This window comes from Microbacterium sp., assembly GCF_047602155.1.
In the GTDB taxonomy this organism is placed as follows: Bacteria; Actinomycetota; Actinomycetes; order Actinomycetales; family Microbacteriaceae; genus Microbacterium.
Genome location: NZ_JASGHZ010000001.1, coordinates 1,452,608 through 1,475,315, shown reverse-complemented (window position 1 = coordinate 1,475,315; position 22,708 = coordinate 1,452,608). Strand labels below are relative to the sequence as shown.

At 71.3% G+C, this 22,708-nt stretch carries 17 protein-coding genes and 1 pseudogene; 10 read left to right on the top strand and 8 right to left on the bottom strand.

Features of this window, described 5'->3' with window-relative positions:
* The first annotated feature begins 3 nt into the window (after window positions 1–3).
* The 8 genes and pseudogenes from QM720_RS06825 (at window position 4) to QM720_RS06790 (ending at window position 6,918) form a co-directional block, all read left to right on the top strand.
* Window positions 4–657 (top strand): alpha/beta fold hydrolase, encoded by a 654-nt coding sequence (locus QM720_RS06825; protein ID WP_415125384.1) that lies wholly within the window; start codon window positions 4–6, stop codon window positions 655–657.
* Window positions 654–1,232, top strand: a complete 579-nt coding sequence (gene folE, locus QM720_RS06820) for a GTP cyclohydrolase I (protein WP_415125383.1) — start codon at window positions 654–656, stop codon at window positions 1,230–1,232. The genes QM720_RS06825 and folE overlap by 4 nt, the downstream gene beginning before the upstream one ends.
* Before the next feature lie 22 nt (window positions 1,233–1,254).
* Window positions 1,255–3,105, top strand: a complete 1,851-nt coding sequence (locus tag QM720_RS06815) for a hypothetical protein (protein ID WP_415125382.1) — start codon at window positions 1,255–1,257, stop codon at window positions 3,103–3,105.
* 119 nt (window positions 3,106–3,224) lie between these two features.
* On the top strand, window positions 3,225–3,770 hold the full coding sequence (locus QM720_RS06810) for a 4'-phosphopantetheinyl transferase family protein (protein ID WP_415125381.1): 546 nt from the start codon (window positions 3,225–3,227) through the stop codon (window positions 3,768–3,770).
* A gap of 48 nt (window positions 3,771–3,818) precedes the next feature.
* Window positions 3,819–4,214, top strand: a pseudogene (locus QM720_RS06805) (Fpg/Nei family DNA glycosylase); the annotation flags it as partial.
* Between the two features lie 112 nt (window positions 4,215–4,326).
* Window positions 4,327–5,283 (top strand): phosphodiester glycosidase family protein, encoded by a 957-nt coding sequence (locus QM720_RS06800; RefSeq protein WP_415125380.1) that lies wholly within the window; start codon window positions 4,327–4,329, stop codon window positions 5,281–5,283.
* Between the two features lie 5 nt (window positions 5,284–5,288).
* On the top strand, window positions 5,289–6,467 hold the full coding sequence (locus QM720_RS06795; protein ID WP_415125379.1) for a GtrA family protein: 1,179 nt from the start codon (window positions 5,289–5,291) through the stop codon (window positions 6,465–6,467).
* A 43-nt stretch (window positions 6,468–6,510) separates the two neighbouring features.
* Complete coding sequence (locus QM720_RS06790) at window positions 6,511–6,918, top strand: transferase (RefSeq protein ID WP_415125378.1); 408 nt, start codon at window positions 6,511–6,513, stop codon at window positions 6,916–6,918.
* A gap of 142 nt (window positions 6,919–7,060) precedes the next feature.
* Here the strand turns inward: QM720_RS06790 and QM720_RS06785 are convergent, their stop codons facing one another.
* A complete protein-coding gene (locus QM720_RS06785; RefSeq protein WP_415125377.1) occupies window positions 7,061–7,459 on the bottom strand; it encodes a DUF1304 domain-containing protein in 399 nt (132 codons plus the stop codon).
* Window positions 7,460–7,799: 340 nt separating this feature from the next.
* On the opposite strand from QM720_RS06785, the gene QM720_RS06780 reads away from it, so the two are divergent.
* A complete protein-coding gene (locus tag QM720_RS06780) occupies window positions 7,800–8,705 on the top strand; it encodes a LysR substrate-binding domain-containing protein (RefSeq protein ID WP_415125376.1) in 906 nt (301 codons plus the stop codon).
* Between the two features lie 277 nt (window positions 8,706–8,982).
* On the opposite strand, the gene QM720_RS06775 is transcribed toward QM720_RS06780, so the two are convergent.
* Genes QM720_RS06775 through QM720_RS06760 form a run of 4 tightly spaced genes read right to left on the bottom strand, consistent with a single transcriptional unit; the run spans window position 8,983 to window position 14,387 of the window.
* A complete protein-coding gene (locus QM720_RS06775; protein WP_415125375.1) occupies window positions 8,983–11,469 on the bottom strand; it encodes a CHAT domain-containing protein in 2,487 nt (828 codons plus the stop codon).
* 53 nt (window positions 11,470–11,522) lie between these two features.
* Window positions 11,523–13,208 (bottom strand): S8/S53 family peptidase, encoded by a 1,686-nt coding sequence (locus QM720_RS06770; protein WP_415125374.1) that lies wholly within the window; start codon window positions 13,206–13,208, stop codon window positions 11,523–11,525.
* A 32-nt stretch (window positions 13,209–13,240) separates the two neighbouring features.
* Window positions 13,241–13,732: a hypothetical protein gene (locus tag QM720_RS06765; protein ID WP_415125373.1), complete on the bottom strand. Its 492-nt coding sequence runs from the start codon at window positions 13,730–13,732 to the stop codon at window positions 13,241–13,243.
* The gene (locus QM720_RS06760; protein WP_415125372.1) at window positions 13,722–14,387 is read right to left on the bottom strand and encodes an RNA polymerase sigma factor; all 666 of its coding nucleotides are present in this window, start codon (window positions 14,385–14,387) and stop codon (window positions 13,722–13,724) included. The genes QM720_RS06765 and QM720_RS06760 overlap by 11 nt, the downstream gene beginning before the upstream one ends.
* 73 nt (window positions 14,388–14,460) lie before the next feature.
* Here QM720_RS06760 and QM720_RS06755 point away from each other — a divergent pair, with 73 nt between their 5' ends.
* Window positions 14,461–15,186, top strand: a complete 726-nt coding sequence (locus tag QM720_RS06755) for a glutamine amidotransferase-related protein (protein ID WP_415125371.1) — start codon at window positions 14,461–14,463, stop codon at window positions 15,184–15,186.
* A gap of 4 nt (window positions 15,187–15,190) precedes the next feature.
* Here the strand turns inward: QM720_RS06755 and treZ are convergent, their stop codons facing one another.
* From treZ to glgX, 3 genes are all read right to left on the bottom strand, one after another.
* Entirely contained in the window at window positions 15,191–17,011 is a 1,821-nt protein-coding gene (gene treZ / locus QM720_RS06750; RefSeq protein WP_415125370.1) for a malto-oligosyltrehalose trehalohydrolase, read from the bottom strand.
* 847 nt (window positions 17,012–17,858) lie between these two features.
* Complete coding sequence (treY, locus tag QM720_RS06745; protein ID WP_415125369.1) at window positions 17,859–20,483, bottom strand: malto-oligosyltrehalose synthase; 2,625 nt, start codon at window positions 20,481–20,483, stop codon at window positions 17,859–17,861.
* Window positions 20,480–22,699, bottom strand: coding sequence for a glycogen debranching protein GlgX (gene glgX / locus QM720_RS06740; protein WP_415125368.1), 2,220 nt, complete (start codon window positions 22,697–22,699; stop codon window positions 20,480–20,482). The genes treY and glgX overlap by 4 nt, the downstream gene beginning before the upstream one ends.
* Window positions 22,700–22,708 lie beyond the last annotated feature (9 nt).

Genomic DNA, 22,708 nt, shown 5'->3' with positions numbered 1-22,708 from the left:
GACATGCAGCCACTTGTGAGCGTTCATGACGCGCATGCGACATGCGTGGTGCTTCATGGATGGGACCACGCCCCCCGCGACTGGCGATTCGTCGCTCGATGGCTTGCTCGGGAACGGACCGAGTTGTATTGCCCGGACCTGCGAGCGGTCGCCGCACGTCAGGATTCGCCTGGTGGATCTCCCGACCGATCCGCCGGGATGGTCGACGTCATCGTTGAACAGCTCGGCGAGACCTGCCCGCGCACCCCGGTGCACCTCGTCGGTCACTCAGCCGGTACAGCCCTCGCAGCGGCGCTCAGCAGCAGGCTGCCGCAGGTGATATCGGTGACCCTCGTGGATCCGGTTCCGCGGGTGCTCGGGCTGACGCGAAGCGACGGAACAGCGAACAGGCGGTGGGTCGGTATCGACGATGAGCGAGCGAAGTGGGCTCTTCGCTCGCTCCGCAGCGTGACAGTACCCGTGTCCATCGTTCGCGGAGAAGGGTCGAGCCTGTGCCCGGCCGACTTCGTCGACGAGATGCGTCTGAATTTCGAGCGGATCGAAACGCTCGTTTTCCAGATTCTTCGTTGCGGGCACTCCCCGAACATCGTGGCGCCGGCGAAACTCGCCGACGTCATCCAGCTTCACATCGACGGGACGAGCAGGAGAACAGCATGAGTCCGACGCAGACAACCACCACCCGCAAGATCGACATCCCGGCGGCGGTCGTCGGAGCTGAGGCGATGATCCGAGGCCTGGGAATCGACATCGGGACAGCAGATCTCAGACGGACCCCCGAACGGTTGGTGCGAGCGCTGGCCGAGCTGCTCGTGCCGAAAGATTTCGAGGCGACGACATTCCCCAATACCGACGGGTTCGCAGGGCCAGTGACGGTGTGCGACATTCCGATGAGGTCGATATGCGAACACCACCTGCTTCCCTTCGTGGGCACGGCCCACGTCTCGTACATCCCCGGGGAGCGTCTGCTCGGGCTGAGCAAGGTCGCGCGCGCCGTCGATGCGCTGGCGGCCCGCCCCCAGGTTCAGGAGCGTCTCACCCAGCAGCTACTCATGTGGTTCACGAGTCGGTTGTCTCCCATCGGCGTCGGCGTCGCGATCTCGGCGGAGCACACGTGCATGACTCTTCGCGGCGTGAAAGCCGCGGGGGCGACGACCATAACGAGCGCGTTCAGCGGCAGCTACGTGCACGATGAAACTCTTCGCGCCGAAGTGCTCGCGCATGTCAGAGAGTAGAGCCACGATCGGAATAGCGGGAATGACCGGTCACGGACGAACACCGTCACCACTCACATGGGCGCAGCAGCAGTACTGGTTCATCCATGACGTGCCGCTGCCGACGCTCGACAGCGTCAAGTATGCGGTGCGGTGCACGGTCCCGCCAGGTCGATCGCTCACGGACGTGACCGACGCGTTGGAGTGGTTGTTCCGGAACATCGAAGGATTGCGCACGCTCCTCCGCGTCGATCGCGACGGCATTCCGAGGCAGCTTGTCCTCCAACCTCAGAGTCCTCTGGACATCGAGATCGTCGACAGCGCGCTGATCGGTGCCTCCCCGCTGGAAGCACGCGAAGCGTTGATCGGGGACTTGGCGGGACCGCCGATGCATCCGGCGACCGATCGTCCTGCGCGCGTCGGTGTCGTCGTCGAAGACGGTCGCCCCCAGCACATCGTCATCCTCTGCAACCACGCTGTCATCGATGAGTTCGCGAGCAGACGTGTGGCGGATCTCATGACGGCGCGGCTGTTCGCAGGAAGGGGAAGTGCGTTCGATTCGGCCGGCAACTGCGGCCCGCAGTCGTGTGAGATCGCCGACCACGAGTCAGGTGAGGAGATGCTCCTGCGGGCGCGGGTCGCTCTACACCATGCAGATGAGGTGCTCCGCTCTCTGCCCCGTGCGATGTTCCCGATCCCTGCCGGTCGGACGGACCACGATGCGAAGCCCAGCTACCATTCGTTCCGCCTCCGCTCTCGCCGTCTCCTGGTTCTTCTTGCGCGGATCCGCTGGGAGACCGAGGCGAGCGCCGGCCCGACGTTGATGACGGCGCTGGGCATCGGATTGCATCGACTGGGCGCCGTCTCTCCCCTGGGAATCAAGATCAACGCCGCCAATCGATACGGGATCTACGCAGACGCCGTGGCGTGCACGTTCCAGGAAGGGCTGGCCACGCTCGACCTCCGGAAGGCGGAGACGCCGAGCGAGGCCCTACGGCGCGCTCGCGCTTCCTGGAGCTCAGCCATCGCCTGCTCGCAGTACCCGTACTTCGAGTTCCTCGCCACGAAGGCGAGGGTCGAGGCGGAACGCGGTCACGACGTGCGACTCGGGTGCACCCTCGACGTTGCAGTGGACATCGATCGCCAGGCGTCTCAGCTCTCCGATGCGCAGGAAGCGGGCGAGGATACGGAAGTTTCGGCGGTGTCAATCTCGTGGCGCGATGACTTCCACGATGCGTACTTCAGTGCATACATGGAGGACGGATCTGTCGTCGTCGACGTGATCCTTCACCGCGACCTGTGCACCGCGGCAACGGCAGTGACCTTCGTCAAGCAGTTGCCGAAGATCGTGGAGTCGCTGATGCGCCGGGACGGTTCCCCGTCGCCGGACGCCATCTCGGATGCAGACCGCGCCACGCGCCACGCGCCGAACCTGACGAGGGTGGGCGTGACGGCTGTGGACCTCGATGCACTTCGGGACAGGATCCTCCGCTTCCCCGGAGTCGAGTCGTGCGAGCTGCAGGTCAAGGAGGCGTCCTCCGCCGGGGAGCGCCCTCGTATCGAAGCCTCAGTCGTCCCACGGTCCCTTGCGCCGAGCCTTGAAGCAGAGTTGTGGCGCGCTGGGAGCAGGGACCGTTCCTTCATCGTGCCTGACTTCATCGATGCGGACCCTCGCGGGCACAGGATGACGTTGTCCTCGGCCGCCGTCCTGGTCTGCCGCGAAAACGGCATCGTCCCGTCGGGGGAGCGCGCCTTCATCGCGGCGGGAGGCCGAGCGGAGACCGCGGCGAGGTTCGCGCGGAGCCTGGGTGCGGCAAACATTGCAGAGCTGTCGCCGTTGGACGTGCTGCGTCCCGTACCCCTGGCGTATCTGCTGTCGAGGGCGGCCGAGTGACCGCGGTTTTCGGAGTCCGATCGTCTTTCGGAGGATCTCTGACGTCCGATTCGCTCTGGCTGACTCCTTGCGTGCGAGCGAGAATAGATGGCATCCTCGACCCGGAAGTTCGGCGTGACATGCTGGCCGCTCGTGCGCTCGCCCGCGAACTGCTGATGGGCTCGGACGCCGTGTATCCCTCAGGACACGACCTAGCGCAGGTCTGCGCGAAGTGCGGCGGGTGTCATGGCACCCCTACTGCGACGGAGGACGGGTTCCACCTTTCATGGAGCCATTCGCGAGGTTGGGTGGCGGCCGGAGTGTCGCGCCATCCGATCGGCGTCGATGTCGAAGCGCATCAGGGGCGTTGGCGACAGTGGGGTCTCGAGGCGCTCATGACCCATGCCTTGACCGACACTGAGAAGGACGTCGCCCGATCTTCGAATGACCCCCATCAGGCCTTCCTGATGGCATGGACTTCGAAGGAAGCACTGACCAAGGCCGGGATCCTGGATATCGACCAGTTCGGAAATCAAGCGGTGCTCCTCACGGGCGGACGCGTTCGGGAAGAGGTGCTTGGCTGTGTGCTGCGAGTGAAGGTCACCGCCGACTACACGGTTGCCGTCGCAGCAGCATCGCGGTGCGAGCCGGAGTGGGCGGGCGCATTCCATGCCGCTTCGATCTGACATCCACGGCTGCGGCGCCAAACCGCCAGCACAGCGAACGGCACGTTGCTCGGGCCCGACTGGAATCCCGTCGTCGCCGCGCAGAACCTCGCCGCCGACCCGCGGCCGGTGCACGTCGCCCTGCTCGACCAGCGCAACCTCGCGGGCCTGGGCAACGAGTATGCGAACGAGGTGCTGTTCGTCCGCGGCATCCTGCCGACGAGGCCCGCGCCCGGTGTCGACGCGCCCGCGCTCGTCGACACCGCGTCGCGCATGATCCACGGCAACCGCGACCGGCCCGTCCGCACGTTCACCGGCGACACCCGCCGCGGGCAGGGGAACTGGGTGTACGGCCGAGCCGGCAGACCGTGCCGGCGGTGCGGCACGAGCATCCGTCGCGGGGAGCTCGGCGCCGACCCGACCGCCGAGCGCATCGTGTTCTGGTGCCCGCGCTGCCAGACGTGAGCGGCGCCTCCGCGGCGTCGTTTTGGCCAGGCGAACGACCCGGCGCCGGATTCACAGCCCGCGCCTAGCCGCAGCAGGCGACCCGCTTGAGGGAGCTGCCGACACTGGCAGCATGAAGAAGCGTCTCAAGCAAGGGCTCATCGCGGGGGGTCTCGCCGTCGTGCTGGCCGCGGGCGGCGGCACGGCGTGGGCGCTCGACCGGTTCGTCATCCCGCACGTCGAGGTCTCCGACGTCGCCGCCTACGAAGCCGCGCAAAGCCCGACCGCGACGGCCACCGACGACGGCGACAGCAGCGACACGGCATCCACCACCCCCGTCGTGACCGACACCACCTACACCTCCGACGACGCGAGCATCGCGATCACGCAGTACACGCAGGGGTCGGGCAGCGACACCGTGACGTACTACGTCGCCGACATCACGCTCAGCGATGCGACGGTGCTGCGAAGCGCCTTCGCGAACAACCAGTTCGGCGAGAACATCACCGCCCTCGTCAGCGAGACCGCCGAGGCGAACGGCGCGATCTTCGCCGTCAACGGCGACTACTACGGATTCCGCGACAGCGGCATCGTGATCCGCAACGGCGTCGTCTACCGCGACGATGGAGCGCGCGAGGGTCTCGTCTTCTACACCGACGGCACCGCCGCCGTGTACGACGAGACGCAGACCACCGCCGCCGAGCTGCTCGCCGACGGCGCCTGGAACACGCTCAGCTTCGGCCCCGCGCTCGTCGAGGACGGCGCCGTCGTCGCGGGCATCGACGATGTCGAGATCGACACGAACATCGGCAACCACTCCATCCAGGGCGAGCAGCCGCGCACCGCGATCGGGATCATCGACGACAACCACATCGTCATCGTCGTCGTCGACGGCCGCGACAGCGGGTACAGCCGGGGAGTCACGATGACCGAGCTCGCCGACATCATGGTCTCGCTCGGCGCGACCACCGCCTACAACCTCGACGGCGGCGGCTCGAGCGAGATGTGGTTCAACGGCGAGGTCGTCAACCAGCCCTCCAATGGCGGGGAGCGGGCGACGAGCGACATCCTCTACATCGCGGCGGGGTGATCCAGGTGCACGTCGTTCTGATCCCCGCCTACGAGCCCGACGAGCGTCTCGTCGACCTCGTGCGGGCGCTGGTCGCGGACGGGCCGGTGCTCGTCGTCGACGACGGATCCGGACCTGACTTCGCGGGGGTGTTCGCGGCGGCGGCATCCCTGGGCGCGGTGGTTCTGACGCAGCCGCACAACCGCGGCAAGGGCGCGGCCCTGCGCACCGGCTTCGCGCACGTCGCGCGGGTGTGGCCGGGGTCGGCGGTCGTGACCGCGGATGCCGATGGGCAGCACACCCCGGCAGACATCCGCCGCGTCGCGGCAGCGGTCGAGGGGCCGGCTCACGCTGAGGCTGCGGCGCAGCGCAAAGCCCTGGCGGTCGTGGCGGCCTCAGGCTCCGCGACCCCGCGACAACTGCCCTCCGAACGCGTCATGACCCCGCAGAGCCCGCGCGGCCGACCGGCGATCGTCCTCGGCGCGCGCACCTTCTCCGGCGACCTCTCCCCGCGAGTCCCCCTGCAAATCCCACTGCGAATCCCCCTGCGCAGCCGCGTCGGCAACGAGGCGACCCGCTGGGCGTTCCAGCTCGCCACGGGGCAGCGGCTGCGCGACACGCAGACCGGGCTGCGCGGCTATCCGGCCGAGATCCTGCCCTGGCTGCTGAGCCTTCCCGGCGACCGCTTCGAGTACGAGTTCACGATGCTGCTGCGCGCGCGAGCGGCGGGCATCGAGCTCGTCGAGCTGCCGATCCAGACCGTGTACCTCGACGGCAACCGCTCCAGCCACTTCCGCCCGCTGGTCGATTCGCTGCGCGTGTACGGCCCGCTGCTGCGGTTCGCGGCATCCGCCCTCTTCGCGTTCGCCATCGACACCGTCGCGCTGCTCGTGCTCAACGCCCTCACCGGATGGCTGCTGTTCTCGGTCGTCGCGGCGCGCCTGATCAGCGGAACGGTCAACTTCGCCGTCAACCGCACCGTCGTCTTCCGCGACGGCCGCGACCTGCCCACCCGCACGACGGCCCTGCGGTACTTCTCGCTCGCAGGACTGCTGCTGGCCGCGAACTACGGCATCCTCAGCGCCCTGACGGATGCCGGGGTGCCCATGCTCCTGGCCAAGATCGCGACCGAGACCACCCTGTTCGTCGTGAGCTACAGCGTGCAGCGGGCGGTCGTGTTCCCGTCGGCCCAGGCGCGGGAATGAATCGGGGCATCACATCGTTGTCACCCTTCTCAGGAGGGAACCCGTGGGTAAGAACTACATCGACATCGAGAACGACCAGGGGCAGACGCTGCGCTACCGCAAGCACGCCAATGGCCGGGGGCTGATCGCGACCGGAGCGAAGGTCCACGCCAGCGCGCTCGTCGAGTCGGGCGCCTATGTCGAACCGGGCGTGCAGATCGCCGCGGGCGCCCACATCGGCCGCGGCGCCTGGATCGAGCCCGACGCCGTCATCGGACTCGACGCCGAGATCGCTCCGCACGCGCACATCGGATCGGGTGCCGCGATCGGCCCGAAGGCGAAGATCGGCGTGCGCACCGTCGTCGGCGCGAACGCCCGCGTCGCCGGCGGGTCGCTCATCGGCGACGACGTGCAGATCGGCGACGGCGAGAGCATCGCCACCGATCGCCGGGGCCTGCGCCTGGCCGCCTAGCCCCCGCCCCGCCGCTCCCCCGCCCCCGCCAACGCCCGCGCCCCGCCAACGCCCGCGAGACTGCATCCGTGCACCGAGACTGCAGCCGGCAACCGCAGTTTCGGTGCACGGATGCAGTCTCGCGGGGTTCTTCTCGCGGGGCTCAGGCGAAGAGGAACAGCACGAAGCCGATCAGCGGCAGCGTGCCCTGGATCAGCGCGGGCCGCACGTACTTGACCCCGCTCGTGACGAGCACGAGCGCGGCGGCCAGCATCGACCCGAGGCTGAACAGCACGAGCGTCCGACCGGCGACCTCGGCGGTGGTGCCGGCATCCCCCGCCCACAGCAGCGCGAGCCCGATGACCGCGCCGATCGCGAGGAACAGGTTGTAGAACCCCTGGTTGTACGCCATCGGCCTCACCGTGTCGGCGGATGCCTGGTCTGCCACCCCGAACCTCCGCCAGACGCGCGGCTGCGTCCACTGGATGCTCTCCATCACGAAGATGTACACGTGCAGCAGCGCGGCCAGCGCCGCCGCCACCGTCGCGATGATCACCACCATGACGCCACGGTACCCGACTCGGGCGTGCCAAGTGCAGGGTGAAACCGCCGTTCACCCCGGGATGGAGGCCGACGGTGGCGTTTGACCCTGCGTTTGGGACGCGCTCGCGCGCCGCCGCGACCGAACTGCGCGGCCCCGCCGGTCTCCCCTCCGGTCGCGGCAGACTGCGGGTGCTGCCCCGACGCACCCACAAGACGCCGCGACCGAACCGGGCAACGCCCCGCCACCCTCCCCTCGGTCGCGGCAGACTGCGGGTGCACGCGCGACGCACCCACAGAACGCCGCGACCGAACCACGACGGCCCACGGGGGATACGCTGGCGAGGACAGAGGAGGCGCACGTGGCGGGCGGAGCGAAGCCGAGGCGGGGCGGTCGCCGCGCCCCGACGCGCGGTGCAGGCGGTGCGGGGGGCGGGGCCGCCGGACGCCCAACTCGGCACGACGGGGCGTCGGCGGGGCGAGGCGGCCAACCCACGGCGGGGCGAGGCGGCCAACCCACGGCGGGACGAAGCAGCCAACCCACGGCCGGACGAAGCGGCCAACCCACGGCGGGACGAGGCGGCACACCCACGGCCGGGCGAGGCGGCAAACCCGCGGCCGGGCGAGGCGGCGCGGCGGCGGCAGAGCCACGCGCCGGGGCCGCGCCGCCGCCCGGCCCGTTCCGGCTGGGGGCGATCGAGGGTGCGACGCCCGGCAAGTGGATCGACACCTGGCACGAGCGGATGCCGCGCACGCCCCTCGACCTGACGCCGCTGACGATCGCCGACCAGCGCGAGGCCCTCGTCGGCCGCGCCGTCGACGCCGCCCTCGTGCGCCTGCCCATCGACCCGGCCGGGCTGCACGTCATCCGCCTCTACGACGAAGTGCCCGTCGTCGTCTGCGCCGCCGACTCGCACCTGACCGCCGCCGCCGAGCTGACCGTCGCCGATCTGGCCGGCGAGGTCGTGATCGCGCCGCGGCACGCGCCGCTGGCCGTCGAGATCCCGGATGCCGCCACCCCCCGCTTCGCCCCGCCCGACACCGTCGCCGACGCCATCGCGACCGTCGCGGCGGGCGTCGGCGTCGTGATCGTGCCGATGTCGCTCGCGCGGCTGCATCACCGCAAGGACGTCGAGTACCGGCCGCTCGCGGAGGGGCCGGCATCCACCGTCGCCCTCGCGTGGCGCGACGAGGGTGCCGGCGATCCACTCGTCGAGGCGTTCATCGGGATCGTCCGCGGTCGCACCGCCAACTCGTCGCGCGGCTGACCGTCACCGCGCAGTCACCGCGCAGTCACCGCGAGCGCCACCCCACGAGCGGCGCCCGGAGATCCGGCGCGCAGGCGCGATGGAGGGCCGGCGATCCCCCCAGAACCGTCGGCCCTCCGGACGGTGATCACTGTCCCCAGCCGTCCACGTGGAGCGACCCGACACCGCTCCCCAACAGTGTGCACAGCCGCGGCGGGCTCGCGAACCCGCCCGACGGTCTCTCCATGGATCAAGAGCACGCCCGCAGACCCCTGATACACGCCGCGGAAAGAATTCCTCAGAAGCCGTCCCCGTAGCACTGGAACGCCGACCGGATGCCGGTCTGCTCCGCCGCGGCCGCCAGCGCGAGCCCCGGCGCGACGCCATCGGCGAGTCCGCGGTGCAGCGCCGCGAGCAGTTCGCACGCGTCGTCGTCCGCGACGACGACGGGCGCCGCGACGACGCACCCGGCGCCGGCGTGCAGCCAGGCGCGGGTCATGCCGACCGCCTCCTCGCCCCAGCGCACGGCCGAGCGTCCGACCTCGCACGCCGACAGCACGACCGTCGCCGGCATCCGCGGGATCTGGTCGATGTCGTACCCGAACAGCGTGCCGTCGGCGAGCTCGAGACCGGAGAACATCGGGTTGTCCACAGCGTGCCGCCCGTGCGCGGCGATGTGCAGCACCTCGACGCGGCCCGCCAGCCCCGACACGTCCGCGACTCCCGCCGCCTCGCCGCGCAGGATCGCCGGCGGGGCCGGCCAGACGGATGCCGCAGCCACCGCCTCCTCCTCGCCCCGGGCGACGCGGGGTCCGACGGCGAACCCGGCGAGCCCCGCCGGGCCTGCGGCCGTGACGCGGCGCCCGTGCACCCAGTGCGACGCCGACGTCGCGAGCGTGAACGCGCGGCCGCGCATGTCGGGGAGGATGCCCCACGGCATCCCGGAGAGCACCCCGGGCACCGTGATGACGAGTCGGGCGGCATCGGTGCACGCCAGCGCGGGGGCGAGAAGCTGAGCCGAGAGCGCTTGCGCACGCCCCGACAGCGCCCGCCGCACGACCTGCGCCATGGGGCCGGCCTGCAGCGCCGCGCTCATGTCGAGGTCGGCGCGCAGCCCCGGCAGCGCGGCCCGGGCGCTCTCCCAGCCCGGCAGGTCGATGAACTGCGCACCGGCATCCGTCACGACGAGGCATCCGAGGCCGGCGGGGCTGAAGACGTAGGCGAGCAGCGCCGTGCCGCCATCGAGCGCGGCGACGGCGTCGTCGAGGCCCACGGCGGCTTCGACGCGCCGGCCGCCGGTCGTCGTCCACTGCCGGTGCCGCAGGCGCGCGCCGACCTCGATCACCCGGGGGTCGCTCGTCCAGTCGGTGCCGGTGAGGTCGGCGCGCAGCATGCGCAGCTCGGCGAGGTCGGCGGCCGCGTCGGGGTCGGGCGGCGGGCGCAGCGGCACGACCTGCATGCTGAGCTGGCGGGCCCGTTCCGACCACTCGAACACCACGTCGGGGCGCCGCGAGCGGACGGCCGACGCGAGCCCGGCGAGAATCAGGCCGTTCGCGTGCATCGCGAGCGAGGTCTGCATGTCGAGGCTGCCGAACGATGACCGCCAGTCGGTGAGCTCGTCGAGTCCTTCGGCCGCGCGACGGCGGGCGAGGGCTTCGCGTCCGGATGCCGCGGCCCGCTCGGCGCGCACCTCCTGCGCCAGCAGGCGCACCTCCAGGGCCGCTCCCGTCGGCAGCGCGGGAAGCCGGCCGGCGGCGTCGCCGTGACGCGTGCGCCACAGCGTGTGGTCCAGCCGCAACGCCGCCGCATCGTTGTGCAGCCCCGCTCGGGTCAGTCGGGCGGCCAGGCGCGCGACCTCCGTGCCGTCGACCGCGGCACGCCGTGTGCGCACGCGGCGGCCGGCGCGGTCGATGGTCCCCTCCGCGAGGCCCGCCCGCAGCCGCACGGCGTCGGCGCGCGCCGCCCACGAGCGCGCGCCCAGGGCGGCGAACCGGCCGGCTGCGGTGCGCGCGACGCGCGCGGCGCGCGCGGGATCGTGCCGCAGCAGCGACCGCGACAGGTGGAACTCCGCCTCGGCGCGGGCCTGCGGCATCCGGTTGCGGCCGAAGACGGTCGCCGCATCGGCCAGCGCCCGCTCCGCCTCGGTCGTCAGCCCCGCGTCGCGCAGCGCCTCGGCCCGGTCGACATCGCCGATCGCCGCGTTCGCAGCCGAGATGCCGGCGATCACCGGCCGCGCGGTCGCCATCTCGCGCATCGCGCTGACGAGATCACCGGCGAGCAGGGCGAGGTAGCCCAGGTTGTGCTGCGCCTCAGCGGCGCCGACCGGGTCGCCCTGTGCCGCGTAAATTTTCGCAGCCTCCGTCAGGTCGGCCGCTCCCGCGACGAAATCCCGGCGCTGCATCGCGACCATGCTGCGGTTCATCCGCAGATTCGCCACGGCCAGCGGGTCTTCCGGGATCGTGTCGATCGCTGTGCCCAACCACTCGGCCGCATCTTCGAGGCGCCCCTGATGCATGAAGATGGACCCCAGCTGCCCGGCGAGCACGCCGCGCGTGTGCGCGCTCAGCCCGTCCGTCGCGAGCGCCGCACGGCAGACGCGCGCACCCTCTGCGGAGCGCCCGGTCTGGTCGAGCACGAAGGCGCGCGTGCCGGAGATGCGCGCCCGCAGGTCGGCATCCGTCGTCGCGCGCGCCGCCGCGTCGAGTGCCCGCTCGGCGTCTTCGTAGCGGCGAGCGTTGGCCAGCACGAGTGCATGCTCGTAGCGCGCCGCCGGGTCGGAAGTCACCCCTCCAGCATGCCCGTTCGCGCCGCCGCACGCACGAGCCCGACGATCTGTGTTCAGCCGAGGTCGCCGAGCACCTTCTTCACTGCGGCGCGTGCCGCCGCCACGGCCTTTCCTCGTCCCTCCTTACGCGAAGGCTGCCCCAGTGCCGCGGCGACGAGGCCTGAGACGAGAGGAGCCGCGAAGGACGTCCCACTCCAGATCGCGAACCCTCCGCGGAAGTCCTCCGGCGCGATGGTCAGCCGACGCCGCCCGTAGCCATCGTCGCGGGCCGTCGCCTGCAGGCCGCCGACGAAATCCGGCACCGTACTCAGTACGGCCGCGCCCACCGCGAAGGTACGCACCCACGGGCCCACATTGGAGAACAGCGCCGTCGACCGGCAGTCGGGGTTCAGCGCCCCCACCGAGACGAGCTCGGCGCCACCGTCCGGTGCGATCCCGTTGTCGGCGCCGGGCCACGACCACAGGGCGGCAGGGAAAGTCGGACGGTCGGTCGCGTCATTGCCCGCGGAGACGATCACCGTGGTGCCCAGTTCGCGCAGCGTCGTGAGCAGGTCGTACAGGTCGCGCGAGTAGAGCCCGTCCTCCGGGGTCTCATGGTAGTAACCGAGGGACATGTTCAGGATGTCGATGGGACGTCCGCGGCGCGTGTCACCGTCACGGAAGCGCTGCACCAGTACTCCGAGATCCTCCAGGACGTAGAGCAGGTTCGACTCCTCGACCATACCCAGCGCGTCGGCGACCCGAATGGCGAGAAGCTCGGCGGACGGTGCCACCTGGCGGACGATGCCGGCGATGAACGTGCCATGACCGGCGACCGGATCGATCTCGCCGTCGAGAGGCCCGTACAAGTCGGGATACACCTCCGGGTTCGCCTCGTCCGAGAAGCCAATCGGGATACCGTCCAGCCGCACGTCGCGATCGACCAGGGCATCGGGCAGCCAGCCATGCGCGCCGATGCCTGTATCGAGCACGGCGACAACGGGCCGACGGCATCCGCGCATGACCTCGATGTCATCGGGCCCCGGTCCGATCCACGCCACCGGCTGACGACCACCAGATCCGCTTTCGCCGTATTCTCCGACGGGATTCGTCCGTGTGTAGGGATTGGTGCGGGTGTAGGGGTTGGTGCGCGTATACGGATTGGTGCGCGTATACGGGTTGAGGCCGATCGGGTCGACGGTGAGGATGTGGTCGAGCCCGACCCGGTCGACGCGGAACTCCCGCAGGGCGGCGGCGACCTCGGCGCTCGTCCGCTTCCGCAGCGGATCGCGGGCCGCGCGGCTGCTGCGCGCGCCGCGCGCATCCCACGCGTCGAGTGCGTCACGACGCACGCGCTGCAGGACGCGCCACGCGTCGGGCAGCGCCGGTGAGACGCCGCCCTGCTCCTCCGGCGTCGTCAGGCGCACGCGCATGCTGAGCGGCCCACCCGCCAGCCGCCGCTCCGGCAGCTCTCCGTCGCCGAGCTCGGTCCCGTCGAGGCGTTCGCGCACGACACCCCAGCCGAACGCCGCGGCCGCTTCGCGCACGCGCTCGAGCACGCCGGGCAGGTCTGCCCCCTCCGGCGCCTCCGACACGAGCAGCCGATCGGGGACGTAGGCGGTCTGGAACGCCTCGATGCCGTCGAGCGGTTCGCTCCCCGGGTCGAGGACGGTGGCGTGGATCACCGAGCCGCGAGCGCGGTCGCGCCACGACCACCCCTTCGGCTGGGGTCCGCCGGGTTCTGCTGCATCTGCGACCATGGTCGCTCCTCACTGTTCTTCTGGGGGCACGCTCACACTTCGAAGCGCGGGGTCATCAGGTCGGTGGCGCCGTCCGGCTCGGGCGCCGCGGCGAGCACGATGCGCAGCCGCGACACGCCGGGGGCCACGGCGTCGAACGCGAACCGGCCATCGGTCACGGCGGTCACGGCGGTCACGGCGGTCGGCGCGGTCCCGGCATCCGGAATCAACTCGACTCTCGTCGCGTTTCCGTCGATCCAGCCGTCGATGCGTCGCTGACCGCCCGACTCGGCGGTGGCGTGGATCAGCACCGTCGTGCGCCCGTCGCTGAACTGCAGGGTGAGCATGTCGGCGTCGCCGCGCACGGCCGACAGCGCATCGGTCTCGACGAGCGTCAGCAGGGCGTACTCGCGCGTGAGGTCGGCCGTCGCAACCGCGGCGACCATCCGGTCGACGAGGTCTGCCGGCATCGGGTCGACGCGTTCCCAGGTGTGGCGCAGGGCGCGCAGCAGCGCGGCGTCGGACGAGTATGTCTCAGAGGTCACGGGTCTCCTCCTTCATCCAGCCGCCCCCGTCGGATTCGAGGGCGGTACGTAGCTTGCCGAGGCAGCGCTGCCTCGTCGGGCCGATCGAGCCGATCGGCATGGACAGATCCTTTGCGATCCGGGCGTAGTCGGGGCGCTCTTCGAAGGCGACGACGCGCAGCAGCCGGCCGCAGCGCTCGTCGAGCCGGGCGACGGCGGCCCACAGCCGCCGGTCGCGGTCGCTGAGGTGCGCCTGGTCTTCCGCGGAATCCTCCGGCGGCAGGTGCGGCTCGAGCTCGACGTCTTCGACCGCGCGGTCGCGGCCGTGCGCCCGGCCGGCGCGCCAGGCCTCCCGGCGCGCGGTCGTGGTAAGCCAGCCGGCGACGGCGCGGGGCTCGTGGATCGAGTCGTGCCGTCGTACGAGCGTGAGCCAGGTGGTCTGGACGACGTCCTCGGCGAGCATCGCGTCGAGCCCGTAGGCGCGCACGACGTGCCACAGCACCGGGGTGAGCAGGCGCACGAGCTCGTCCATGGCGCGCGTGTCGCCGGCCCGCCAGTTGGCGAAGTGCTCCGCGGCGCGGTCCCAGATCGCGTGGCCGGGGGTCTCGTTTCCGGGCATGGCCGCGTCGCCCTCGTCGCCCGGATGACGTACGTGCGTGGGGTCTGCGTCGCTCATAATGCCCATTCTGGCCACATCGACAGGAGTACGGCACCGGCACGTCTGATACATCCGGGCCTAGACTCTCGGCATGACCCCGCTCGTCTACGTCTGCGCGCGTCCGCAACAGGGCGCGGCGCGGGCCGAGTACGAGTCGTTCCGGACGGCGATGCACCTCGACGAAGACGCCCTGGAGCCCTGGGATCTCGTGCGCGACCCCTGGCCGACGGATGCCGCCACCCGCTGGCGCGGCGCCGTCGTCGGCGGCAGCCCCTTCAACATGACCGACCCCGAGTCGAGCAAGACGCCGGCGCAGCTGCGGCTCGAGGCCGACCTCTCGCACCTCGCGCACACCGCCGCGCGGGGCGAGCTGGCGGTGCTGTTCACCTGCTACGGCATCGGCGTCGCGGCGCGGGCGCTGGGCGGCGACGTCACCCGGGCGTTCCCGGAGGACACCGGGCCCGCCGTCGTCACGCTCACCGACGAGGGCCGGCGCGACCCCGTGTTCGGCGCGCTCGCGCAGACCTTCACGGTGCTGACGGCGCACAAGGAGGGCATCGCCCGGCTGCCGATCGGCGCCACCCTGCTCGTCACCAACGACGCCTGCCCGGTGCAGGCGTACCGCGTGGGCGACCGGCTGTATGCGACGCAGTTCCACCCCGAGCCCACGACCCGGGCCTTCACCGAGCGCATGGCGGTGTATCGCGACGACGGATACTTCGACGCCCGCGACTACGAGCGCCTCGCCGGGCACGTGCTCGCGGCATCCGTCACCGAACCGGTCCGGATCCTCCGCGCCTTCGCGCGCGCCTTCTGAGCGGTCAGGCCGGGCCCGCGACGACGGCGGATTCCGGGGCGATGACGAGGCCGTCGGCGCTGGCCGCGGCATCCGACGTTGCAGCCACGGTGGCGAGCCACACCACCCGGTCGCCGGCGTCGACCGTCCACGGCTCGTCGGTCAGGTTGACGTAGACGACGGCGGCCGACCGGCGCAGGATCCAGCGCCCCGGGCCGGCGGATTGCCCGGAGGATGCCGCGAGCAGCGGCTCGGTCAGCTGCGGGCGCTCGCGCCGCAGCCGGGCCAGACGCCGGTAGAGGGCGAGGAGGCGGGCGTGGTCGCCGGCATCGGTCTCGGTCCAGTCGAGCTTCGACCGCTGGAAGGTCGCGGGGTCGTTGGGGTCGGGGACGAGGGCCTCGTCCCAGCCCATGCGGGCGAACTCGGCACGGCGGCCGCGGCGGGTGGCCTCGGCGAGCCAGGGCTCGGGGTGCGACGTGAAATACTGCCAGGGCGTCGACGCGCCCCACTCCTCGCCCATGAACAGCATCGGCGTCCCGGGCGCCGTGAGCGTGAGCACGGCGGCCACGGCCAGGCGCGCGAACGGCAGGGTCGCCGCGAGGCGGTCGCCGGCCGCCCGGTTGCCGATCTGGTCGTGGTCCTGCGCGAAGGTCACCAGGCGCCAGGCGGGGACGTCGGGCGGCAGCGGCATCCCGTGCGGGCGTCCGCGGAAGCTGGAGGAGGTGCCGTCGTGGTAGAAGCCGCCCGCCCACGTCTTCGGCAGCGCCCGGGGGTCGGCGAAGTCGGCGTAGTAGCCGCTCGTCTCACCGGTGAGCGCGACGTGCACGGCGTGATGCCAGTCGTCGCACCACTGCGCCGCCAGCCCGTACCCGCCGGCCTCGCGCGGCAGGATCATGACCGGGTCGTTGAGGTCGCTCTCGGCGATGAGCGTCAGCGGGCGGCCGAGGTGGGCGCTCAGCGCGTCGACGCGCTCGGCCAGTTCGCGCAGGAGGTGCACCGGGCTGCCGTCGGATTCGCGCAGGGCGTGGACGGCATCCAGGCGCAGCCCGTCGACGTGGAAGTCGCGCAGCCACATCAGCGCGTTGCCGATGATGTGCTCGCGCACCGCGGGCTCGTCGAGGTTGAGCGTCCAGCCCCACGTGTTGCGGTCGCCGTCGCGCAGGTACGGACCGAACTCGGGCAGGTAGTTGCCCGACGGGCCGAGATGGTTGTAGACGACGTCCTGCACCACCGCGAGCCCGGCGGCGTGCGCCGCGTCGACGAAGCGGCGGTAGGCGTCGGGGCCGCCGTAGTCCTCCTGCACGGTGTACCAGAGCACGCCGTCGTACCCCCAGTTATGCGTGCCGTTGAAACCGTTCACCGGCAGCAGCTCGACGTGCGTGACGCCGAGGTCGACGAGATGCCCGAGCCGGCCGGTGGCCGCGTCGAGCGTGCCCTCGGGGGTGAACGTGCCGACGTGCAGCTCGTAGATCAGCCCGCCCGCGAGCTGGCGCCCGGTCCAGGTGTGGTCGCTCCAGGCGAAGGATGCCGGGTCGTCCCACGCCGACAGCTCGTGCACCCCGCGCGGCTGCCGCCGCGAGCGCGGGTCAGGCCGCACCGCCGCACCGTCGCTCGCGGTCTCGGTCTCTGAGCGTGGACCTGCCCCCGAGTCCCCCTCGGGTCCCGACCCGTCATCGGTCTCCGGGCCGGTCGAGGGCTCGCCCAGGACGAACCCGTACTCGTCGCCGTGGGCGAGGTCGACGTCGCCGCGGAACCACCCGGCATCCGTCGCCGCCAGTTCGACATCGTCCTGTCCCGGACGCCGCAGCCGCACGCGTCCCGCCCTGGGCGCCCACACTTCGATCACCCTCCCAGGCTATGCGCCACTCACGCCCGCGCGCTTCTTCACCCCGTCGGTTTCTCAGCCCCCGGCCCCTCAGCTCCTCGGCTTCAGCCCCCTCGGCTTCAGCCCCTCGGCTTCAGTCGCGGCAAACTGCGAGTGCCACACGTCACGACCCACAATTCACCGCGACCGAACACCCGCACCCCGACCTCAGTCGCGGCAAACTGCGAGTGCCACACGTCACGACCCACAATTCACCGCGACCGAACACACCCACCCCCACATACGCACCCCAACCCCAGCTCCTCAGCGTCAACTCCCCAGCCTCAGCCCCTCAGCCTCAGCTCCTCAGCTTCAGTCGCGGCAAACTGCGAGTGCCACACGTCACGACCCACAATTCACCGCGACCGAACACCCGCACCCCCACATACGCACCCCAACCCCAGCTCCTCAGCGTCAACTCCCCAGCCTCAGCCCCTCAGCCTCAGCTCCTCAGCTTCAGTCGCGGCAAACTGCGAGTGCCACACGTCACGACCCACAATTCGCCGCGACCGAACACCCGCACCCCGACATACGCACCCCCACCTCGGCTCCTCAGCCTCAGCTCCTCAGCTTCAGTCGCGGGAAACTGCGGGTGCCACACGTCACGACCCACAATTCGCCGCGACCGAACACACCCACCCCCACATACGCACCCCCACCCCAGCTCGCCGACCTCAGTCGCGGGAAACTGCGAGTGCCACACGTCACGACCCACAATCCGCCGCGACCGAACACACGCACCCCCACTTCAGTCGCGGCAAACTGCGGGTGCCACACGTCGCGACCCGCAGGTCGCCGCGACCGAACCAGCGCCTCGGGGGGAGCAGCGCTAGGGGGCGAGCAGGGCCACGGGGTGGGTCGCGAGCAGGTCGGCGAGCAGCACGGGGGCATCGCCCTCGAACGACGTGCCGGTGAAGACATCGCGCCAGGTGCCGGGCGGCAGGATCAGGCTCGTGTCGTCCCAGCCGCCGCGCGCGGCGAGCCCGACCGGCAGCCGCGTCGCGACGGCGATCGCGCCGCCGCGGTCGAACGCGACGACATGACCGGATGCCGGCCCCTCCGCATCGACCGGCGCGTACCCGGTGAACAGCTCGGGCCGGTCGCGGCGCAGCCGCAGCGTGCGAGCGGTCACGAGCATCTTCGCCATGCCGGTCGCATCGACGGGAGGTAGTTCGTACGCCTCGGCACCTGCGGTGTCCGCGCCATCGACAGCGCCCGGCCCGTCCGCACCCGACGCATCGTCGCCGTTCCCACCCGAAGCGTCGTCGACCACGTCCCGCTCGTCCACACCGTCGATAGCGCCCGACTCATCGGCGCCGTCGACAGCGCCAGGCCCGGCCACGCCCGACCCGCCGTCGGCCGGCGGCGCAGCGGCACCGGCATCCGCCGCATCCAGCGCGGCCAGCATCCGGCGACGCCGCTCGAAGTCGACGGGGCGGCGGTTGTCGGGGTCGACGAGCGAGTGGTCCCACAGCTCGGTCCCCTGGTACACGTCGGGCACGCCCGGGCCGGCCAGTTGCAGCAGCTTCGCCGACAGGGCGTTCGACCGTCCCGCCGCGTCGATCGAAGCGACGAAGGCGTCGAGCACGTCCGCCGCGCCGTCCGCGGCGAGCGCGACGTGCGAGACCCGCTCCTCGAACGCGGGGTCGGGGTCGGTCCAGCTCGTGTGCTCACCCGACTCGCGCGCGGCCTTGATCGCGTAGGCCCGCAGGCGCTCCGGCGCGGCCGGCCACACCCCCACGACGGCCTGCCACAGGAGGTTGTCGAACGGCCCGTCGCCGGTCGACGCGACCTGCCGCAGCTCGCCGAGCACCCCGGCCCAGCGTTCGGGCACCTCGGCGAGCACCGCGAGGCGCGCCCGCACGTCCTCGCTGCGTTTGGTGTCGTGCGTCGACAGGGCCGTCATCGTGTGCGGCCAGTCGGCCTGTCGCCGCGACGCCGCGGCGTGGAACGCGGGCACATCCAGCCCGAACTCCGCCGGATCTCCCCCCACCTCCGTCAGCGACGTCAGCCTCGTGTACCGGTAGAACGTGCGGTCCTCGACGCCCTTGGCCATCACCGGCCCGGCCGTCTGCATGAACCGCCGCGTGAACTCCGATTCGGGATGCGCCCACATCCGTTCGGCGAGTTCGCCGAACGCCGCGGCGAGGTCGGGCCGGTGGGAAGCGGCATCCTCGACCGCCTGCTCCAGGTCGTCCACGCCGTCGGGCAGGTAGGCGCGGTACACAGGGAAGGCCGCGAGCAGCTCCACGATGGCATCCTCGGTGGCGTCGCCGAGCGCTGCGGCGATTCCGGATGCCTCAGCCACCCGCACGAGCCGCGCCACCTCGGCGCGCAGCGAGGTGCCCGCGACCGCGCGCTTCGCGTCGCGGACGAGGGTGTCGTACGCGGCCGGCGGGGGCGCCCCGGTCTCGGCGCGCAGGTCCGCGTCGATCGCGTCGAGTCCGGCTCGCCCGGCCGGATCGACGAGCACCCGGTCGATCTCGGCGAGCGCGTCGTAGCCGGTGGTTCCGGCGGTGAGGGCCGCCCAGCTCGGTGGCAGCTGCTCGCCGGGCTCGAGGATCTTCTCGATCACGGTGTAGACGGATGCCGCAGGCGTTTGGTCTTCGCCGGCAGCGTCGCTCAACGCCCGGGGAGGTGCCGCCCATCGGGGGCTGGCGGCGACGGCCGCGCCCAGCCGCTCCAGGTAGCCGCGGGGGTCGGCGAGGCCGTCGGGGTGGTCGATCCGCAGCCCGTCGACGAGCCCCTCGCCCACCCACCGCAGGATCTCGCCGTGCGCCCGGTCGAACACGTCCGGATCCTCCACGCGCACCCCGGCGAGGGATGCGATCGTGAAGAACCGGCGGTAGTTCAGCTCGGCATCGCCACGGCGCCAGAAGATCGGCGCCCAGTGCTGCCGGGCGAGCACGTCGCGCACGAGGTCGGCATCCTGCGTCGCCGACGACGGTGCCGTGCCCTCGGCCAGCGGCAGCTCGTGGTCGCCGTATCGCGCCAGCCCATCGGGCCCCACCGCGATCGCCTCCGCCGCGAGCGCCTCCTCGAGCGGCTCCCCGAGGATCGGGAGCAGGACGCGGCCGTCCCCGGCATCCCAATCGATGTCGAACGCCGCGGCATGCGCCGACGACGGCCCGCGCAGCAGCACGTCCCACCACCACGGGTTCTGCGCCGGATCGCCCACGCCGAGATGGTTGGGCACGATGTCCACGAGCACGCCGAGCCCGGCCTCGTGGGCAGCGTCCGCCAGCCGCGCGAGCGCCTCCGGGCCGCCGCGGGCGGCATCCACCGTGGTCGGGTCGACGACGTCGTACCCGTGCTCCGACCCGGCGGCCTGCAGGATCGGCGACAGGTACACCCATCCGACCCCGAGGTCGCGCAGGTACGGGATGAGGGCGGCGGCGGCATCCAGGCCGAACCCGGGACGCAGCTGCAGCCGGTACGTCGAGGAGGGGGTCATCCCGAAACCCCCTCGGTCGGGTGGACCGGCGACGCGACGTGCACGATGTCGACCGGCGAGGTCCACGCCGCGAGCGAGGCGGCGACGGAATGGTCGGGGTCGGATTGGATCTCCTCGTGCTGCGTCAGGACGACGAGCGACTTCGCCGCGAGGTCGACGACGTCGCCGCCGCTGAACGGACCCGACTCCGTCAGCGCGCCCGCCGTGTCGACGACGACGTCCCACCGCGGGCTGAAGTCGGTGGACGGGATCGTGAACGCGACGACATCGTCGCCGGCGTTGAACAGCACGAAGAAGTGCCGGTCGTGGATGTCCTCCCCGCGCCGGTCGCGCTCGCGGATGCCGTCGCCGTTGAGGAAGACCCCCACCGCGCGCCCGAACCCCGACTCCCAGTCCTCGGGCTGCATGAGCGTGCCGTCGGGCCGCAGCCACGCGATGTCGGGCACCGGCGCGCCCTCTTCGCGGCGCACCGGACGGCCGTCGAAGAAGCGGCTGCGCCGGAAGGTCGGATGCTCGCGCCGCAGCTTCGTCAGCGCCGCGGTGAACTCGACGAGCGGCTGGTCGACGTGGGTCCAGTCGACCCAGGTCGTCTCGTTGTCCTGCGCGTAGCCGTTGTTGTTGCCGCCCTGCGTGCGGCCCAGTTCGTCGCCGTGCGAGATCATCGGCACGCCCTGGCTGAGCAGCAGCGTCGCGAGGAAGTTGCGCTGCTGCCGCGCCCGCAGCGTCAGGATCGCCGGGTCGTCGGTGGAGCCTTCGACCCCCAGGTTGTACGAGCGGTTGTGTGACTCGCCGTCGTTGCCGCCCTCGCCGTTGGCGTCGTTGTGCTTCTCGTTGTACGACACGAGGTCGCGCAGCGTAAACCCGTCGTGTGCCGTGACGAAGTTGATGGATGCCACCGGCCGCCGCCCGGAGTGCTCGTACAGGTCGGCCGAGCCGGTCAGGCGCGACGCGAACTCGCCGAGTGTCGACGGTTCGCCGCGCCACAGGTCGCGAACGGTGTCGCGATACTTGCCGTTCCACTCCGTCCACTGCGGAGGGAAGTTGCCCACCTGGTAGCCGCCGGGGCCGATGTCCCACGGCTCGGCGATGAGCTTGACCTGCGAGACCACCGGATCCTGCTGCACGAGCTCGAAGAACGCCGCGAGCCGGTCGACCTCGTAGAACTCCCGGGCGAGGGTGGCCGCGAGGTCGAACCGGAAGCCGTCGACGTGCATCTCCAGCACCCAGTACCGCAGCGAGTCCATGATCAGCTGCAGCGTGTGCGGATTGCCGACGTTGAGGCTGTTGCCCGTGCCGGTGTAGTCGGTGTAGTAGCGCTTGTCCGTGTCTTCCAGGCGGTAGTACGCCTCGTTGTCGATGCCGCGCATCGACAGGGTGGGGCCGAGGTGGTTGCCCTCGGCGGTGTGGTTGTAGACCACGTCCAGGATCACCTCGATGCCCGCCGCGTGCAGCGCCCGCACCATCGACTTGAACTCCTGCACCTGCTGACCGAGCTGACCCGTCGAGGAGTAGGTGTTCTGCGGCGCGAGGAAGGCGATCGTGTTGTAGCCCCAGTAGTTGCTGAGACCCTTCTGCTGCAGGGTGTCGTCGTCGACGAACTGGTGCACCGGCATGAGCTCGAGCGCCGTCACTCCGATGCGCTGCAGGTGCTCGATGATCACCGGATGCCCGATCGCGCTGTACGTGCCGCGGATTTCCGGCGGGATGGCGGGATGGCGCTCGGTCAGCCCCTTCACGTGCGCCTCGTAGATCACCGTCTCGGCGTACGGGGTCTTCGGCGGGCGGTCGCCGGCCCAGTCGAAGAACGGGTTGACGACGACGCCCTTCATCATGGATGCCGCGGAGTTCTCGTCGTTACGCGAATCGGGGTCGCCGAACGTGTAGCCGAAGACGGGCTGTCCCCACTGCACCTGGCCGTCGACGGCCTTCGCGTACGGGTCGAGCAGCAGTTTGTTCGGGTTGCAGCGCTGCCCCTGCTCGGGGTCGTCCGGCCCGTACACGCGGTAGCCGTAGCGCTGACCGGGCTGGATGCCGGGCAGGTACGCGTGCCACACGTACGCGTCGACGTCGCGCAGCTCGACGCGGGTCTCCTTGCCGCGCTCGCTGAACAGGCACAGCTCCACGCGCTCGGCGACCTCGCTGAACAGGGCGAAGTTGGTGCCGCTGCCGTCGAACGTCGCCCCCAGGGGATATGCCGCGCCGGGCCATGCCTGCATCCTCCCAGC

What these genes read in the sequence shown, in the direction of transcription:
- glgX (WP_415125368.1), bottom strand. Translation starts at nt 22,699, where the DNA reads ATGCAGGCATGGCCCGGCGCGGCATATCCCCTGGGGGCGACGTTCGAC.
- QM720_RS06810 (WP_415125381.1), top strand. Translation starts at nt 3,225, where the DNA reads ATGCTGGCCGCTCGTGCGCTCGCCCGCGAACTGCTGATGGGCTCGGAC.
- treY (WP_415125369.1), bottom strand. Translation starts at nt 20,483, where the DNA reads ATGACCCCCTCCTCGACGTACCGGCTGCAGCTGCGTCCCGGGTTCGGC.
- QM720_RS06800 (WP_415125380.1), top strand. Translation starts at nt 4,327, where the DNA reads ATGAAGAAGCGTCTCAAGCAAGGGCTCATCGCGGGGGGTCTCGCCGTC.
- QM720_RS06760 (WP_415125372.1), bottom strand. Translation starts at nt 14,387, where the DNA reads ATGAGCGACGCAGACCCCACGCACGTACGTCATCCGGGCGACGAGGGC.
- folE (WP_415125383.1), top strand. Translation starts at nt 654, where the DNA reads ATGAGTCCGACGCAGACAACCACCACCCGCAAGATCGACATCCCGGCG.
- QM720_RS06815 (WP_415125382.1), top strand. Translation starts at nt 1,255, where the DNA reads ATGACCGGTCACGGACGAACACCGTCACCACTCACATGGGCGCAGCAG.
- QM720_RS06770 (WP_415125374.1), bottom strand. Translation starts at nt 13,208, where the DNA reads ATGGTCGCAGATGCAGCAGAACCCGGCGGACCCCAGCCGAAGGGGTGG.
- QM720_RS06825 (WP_415125384.1), top strand. Translation starts at nt 4, where the DNA reads ATGCAGCCACTTGTGAGCGTTCATGACGCGCATGCGACATGCGTGGTG.
- QM720_RS06785 (WP_415125377.1), bottom strand. Translation starts at nt 7,459, where the DNA reads ATGGTGGTGATCATCGCGACGGTGGCGGCGGCGCTGGCCGCGCTGCTG.
- QM720_RS06755 (WP_415125371.1), top strand. Translation starts at nt 14,461, where the DNA reads ATGACCCCGCTCGTCTACGTCTGCGCGCGTCCGCAACAGGGCGCGGCG.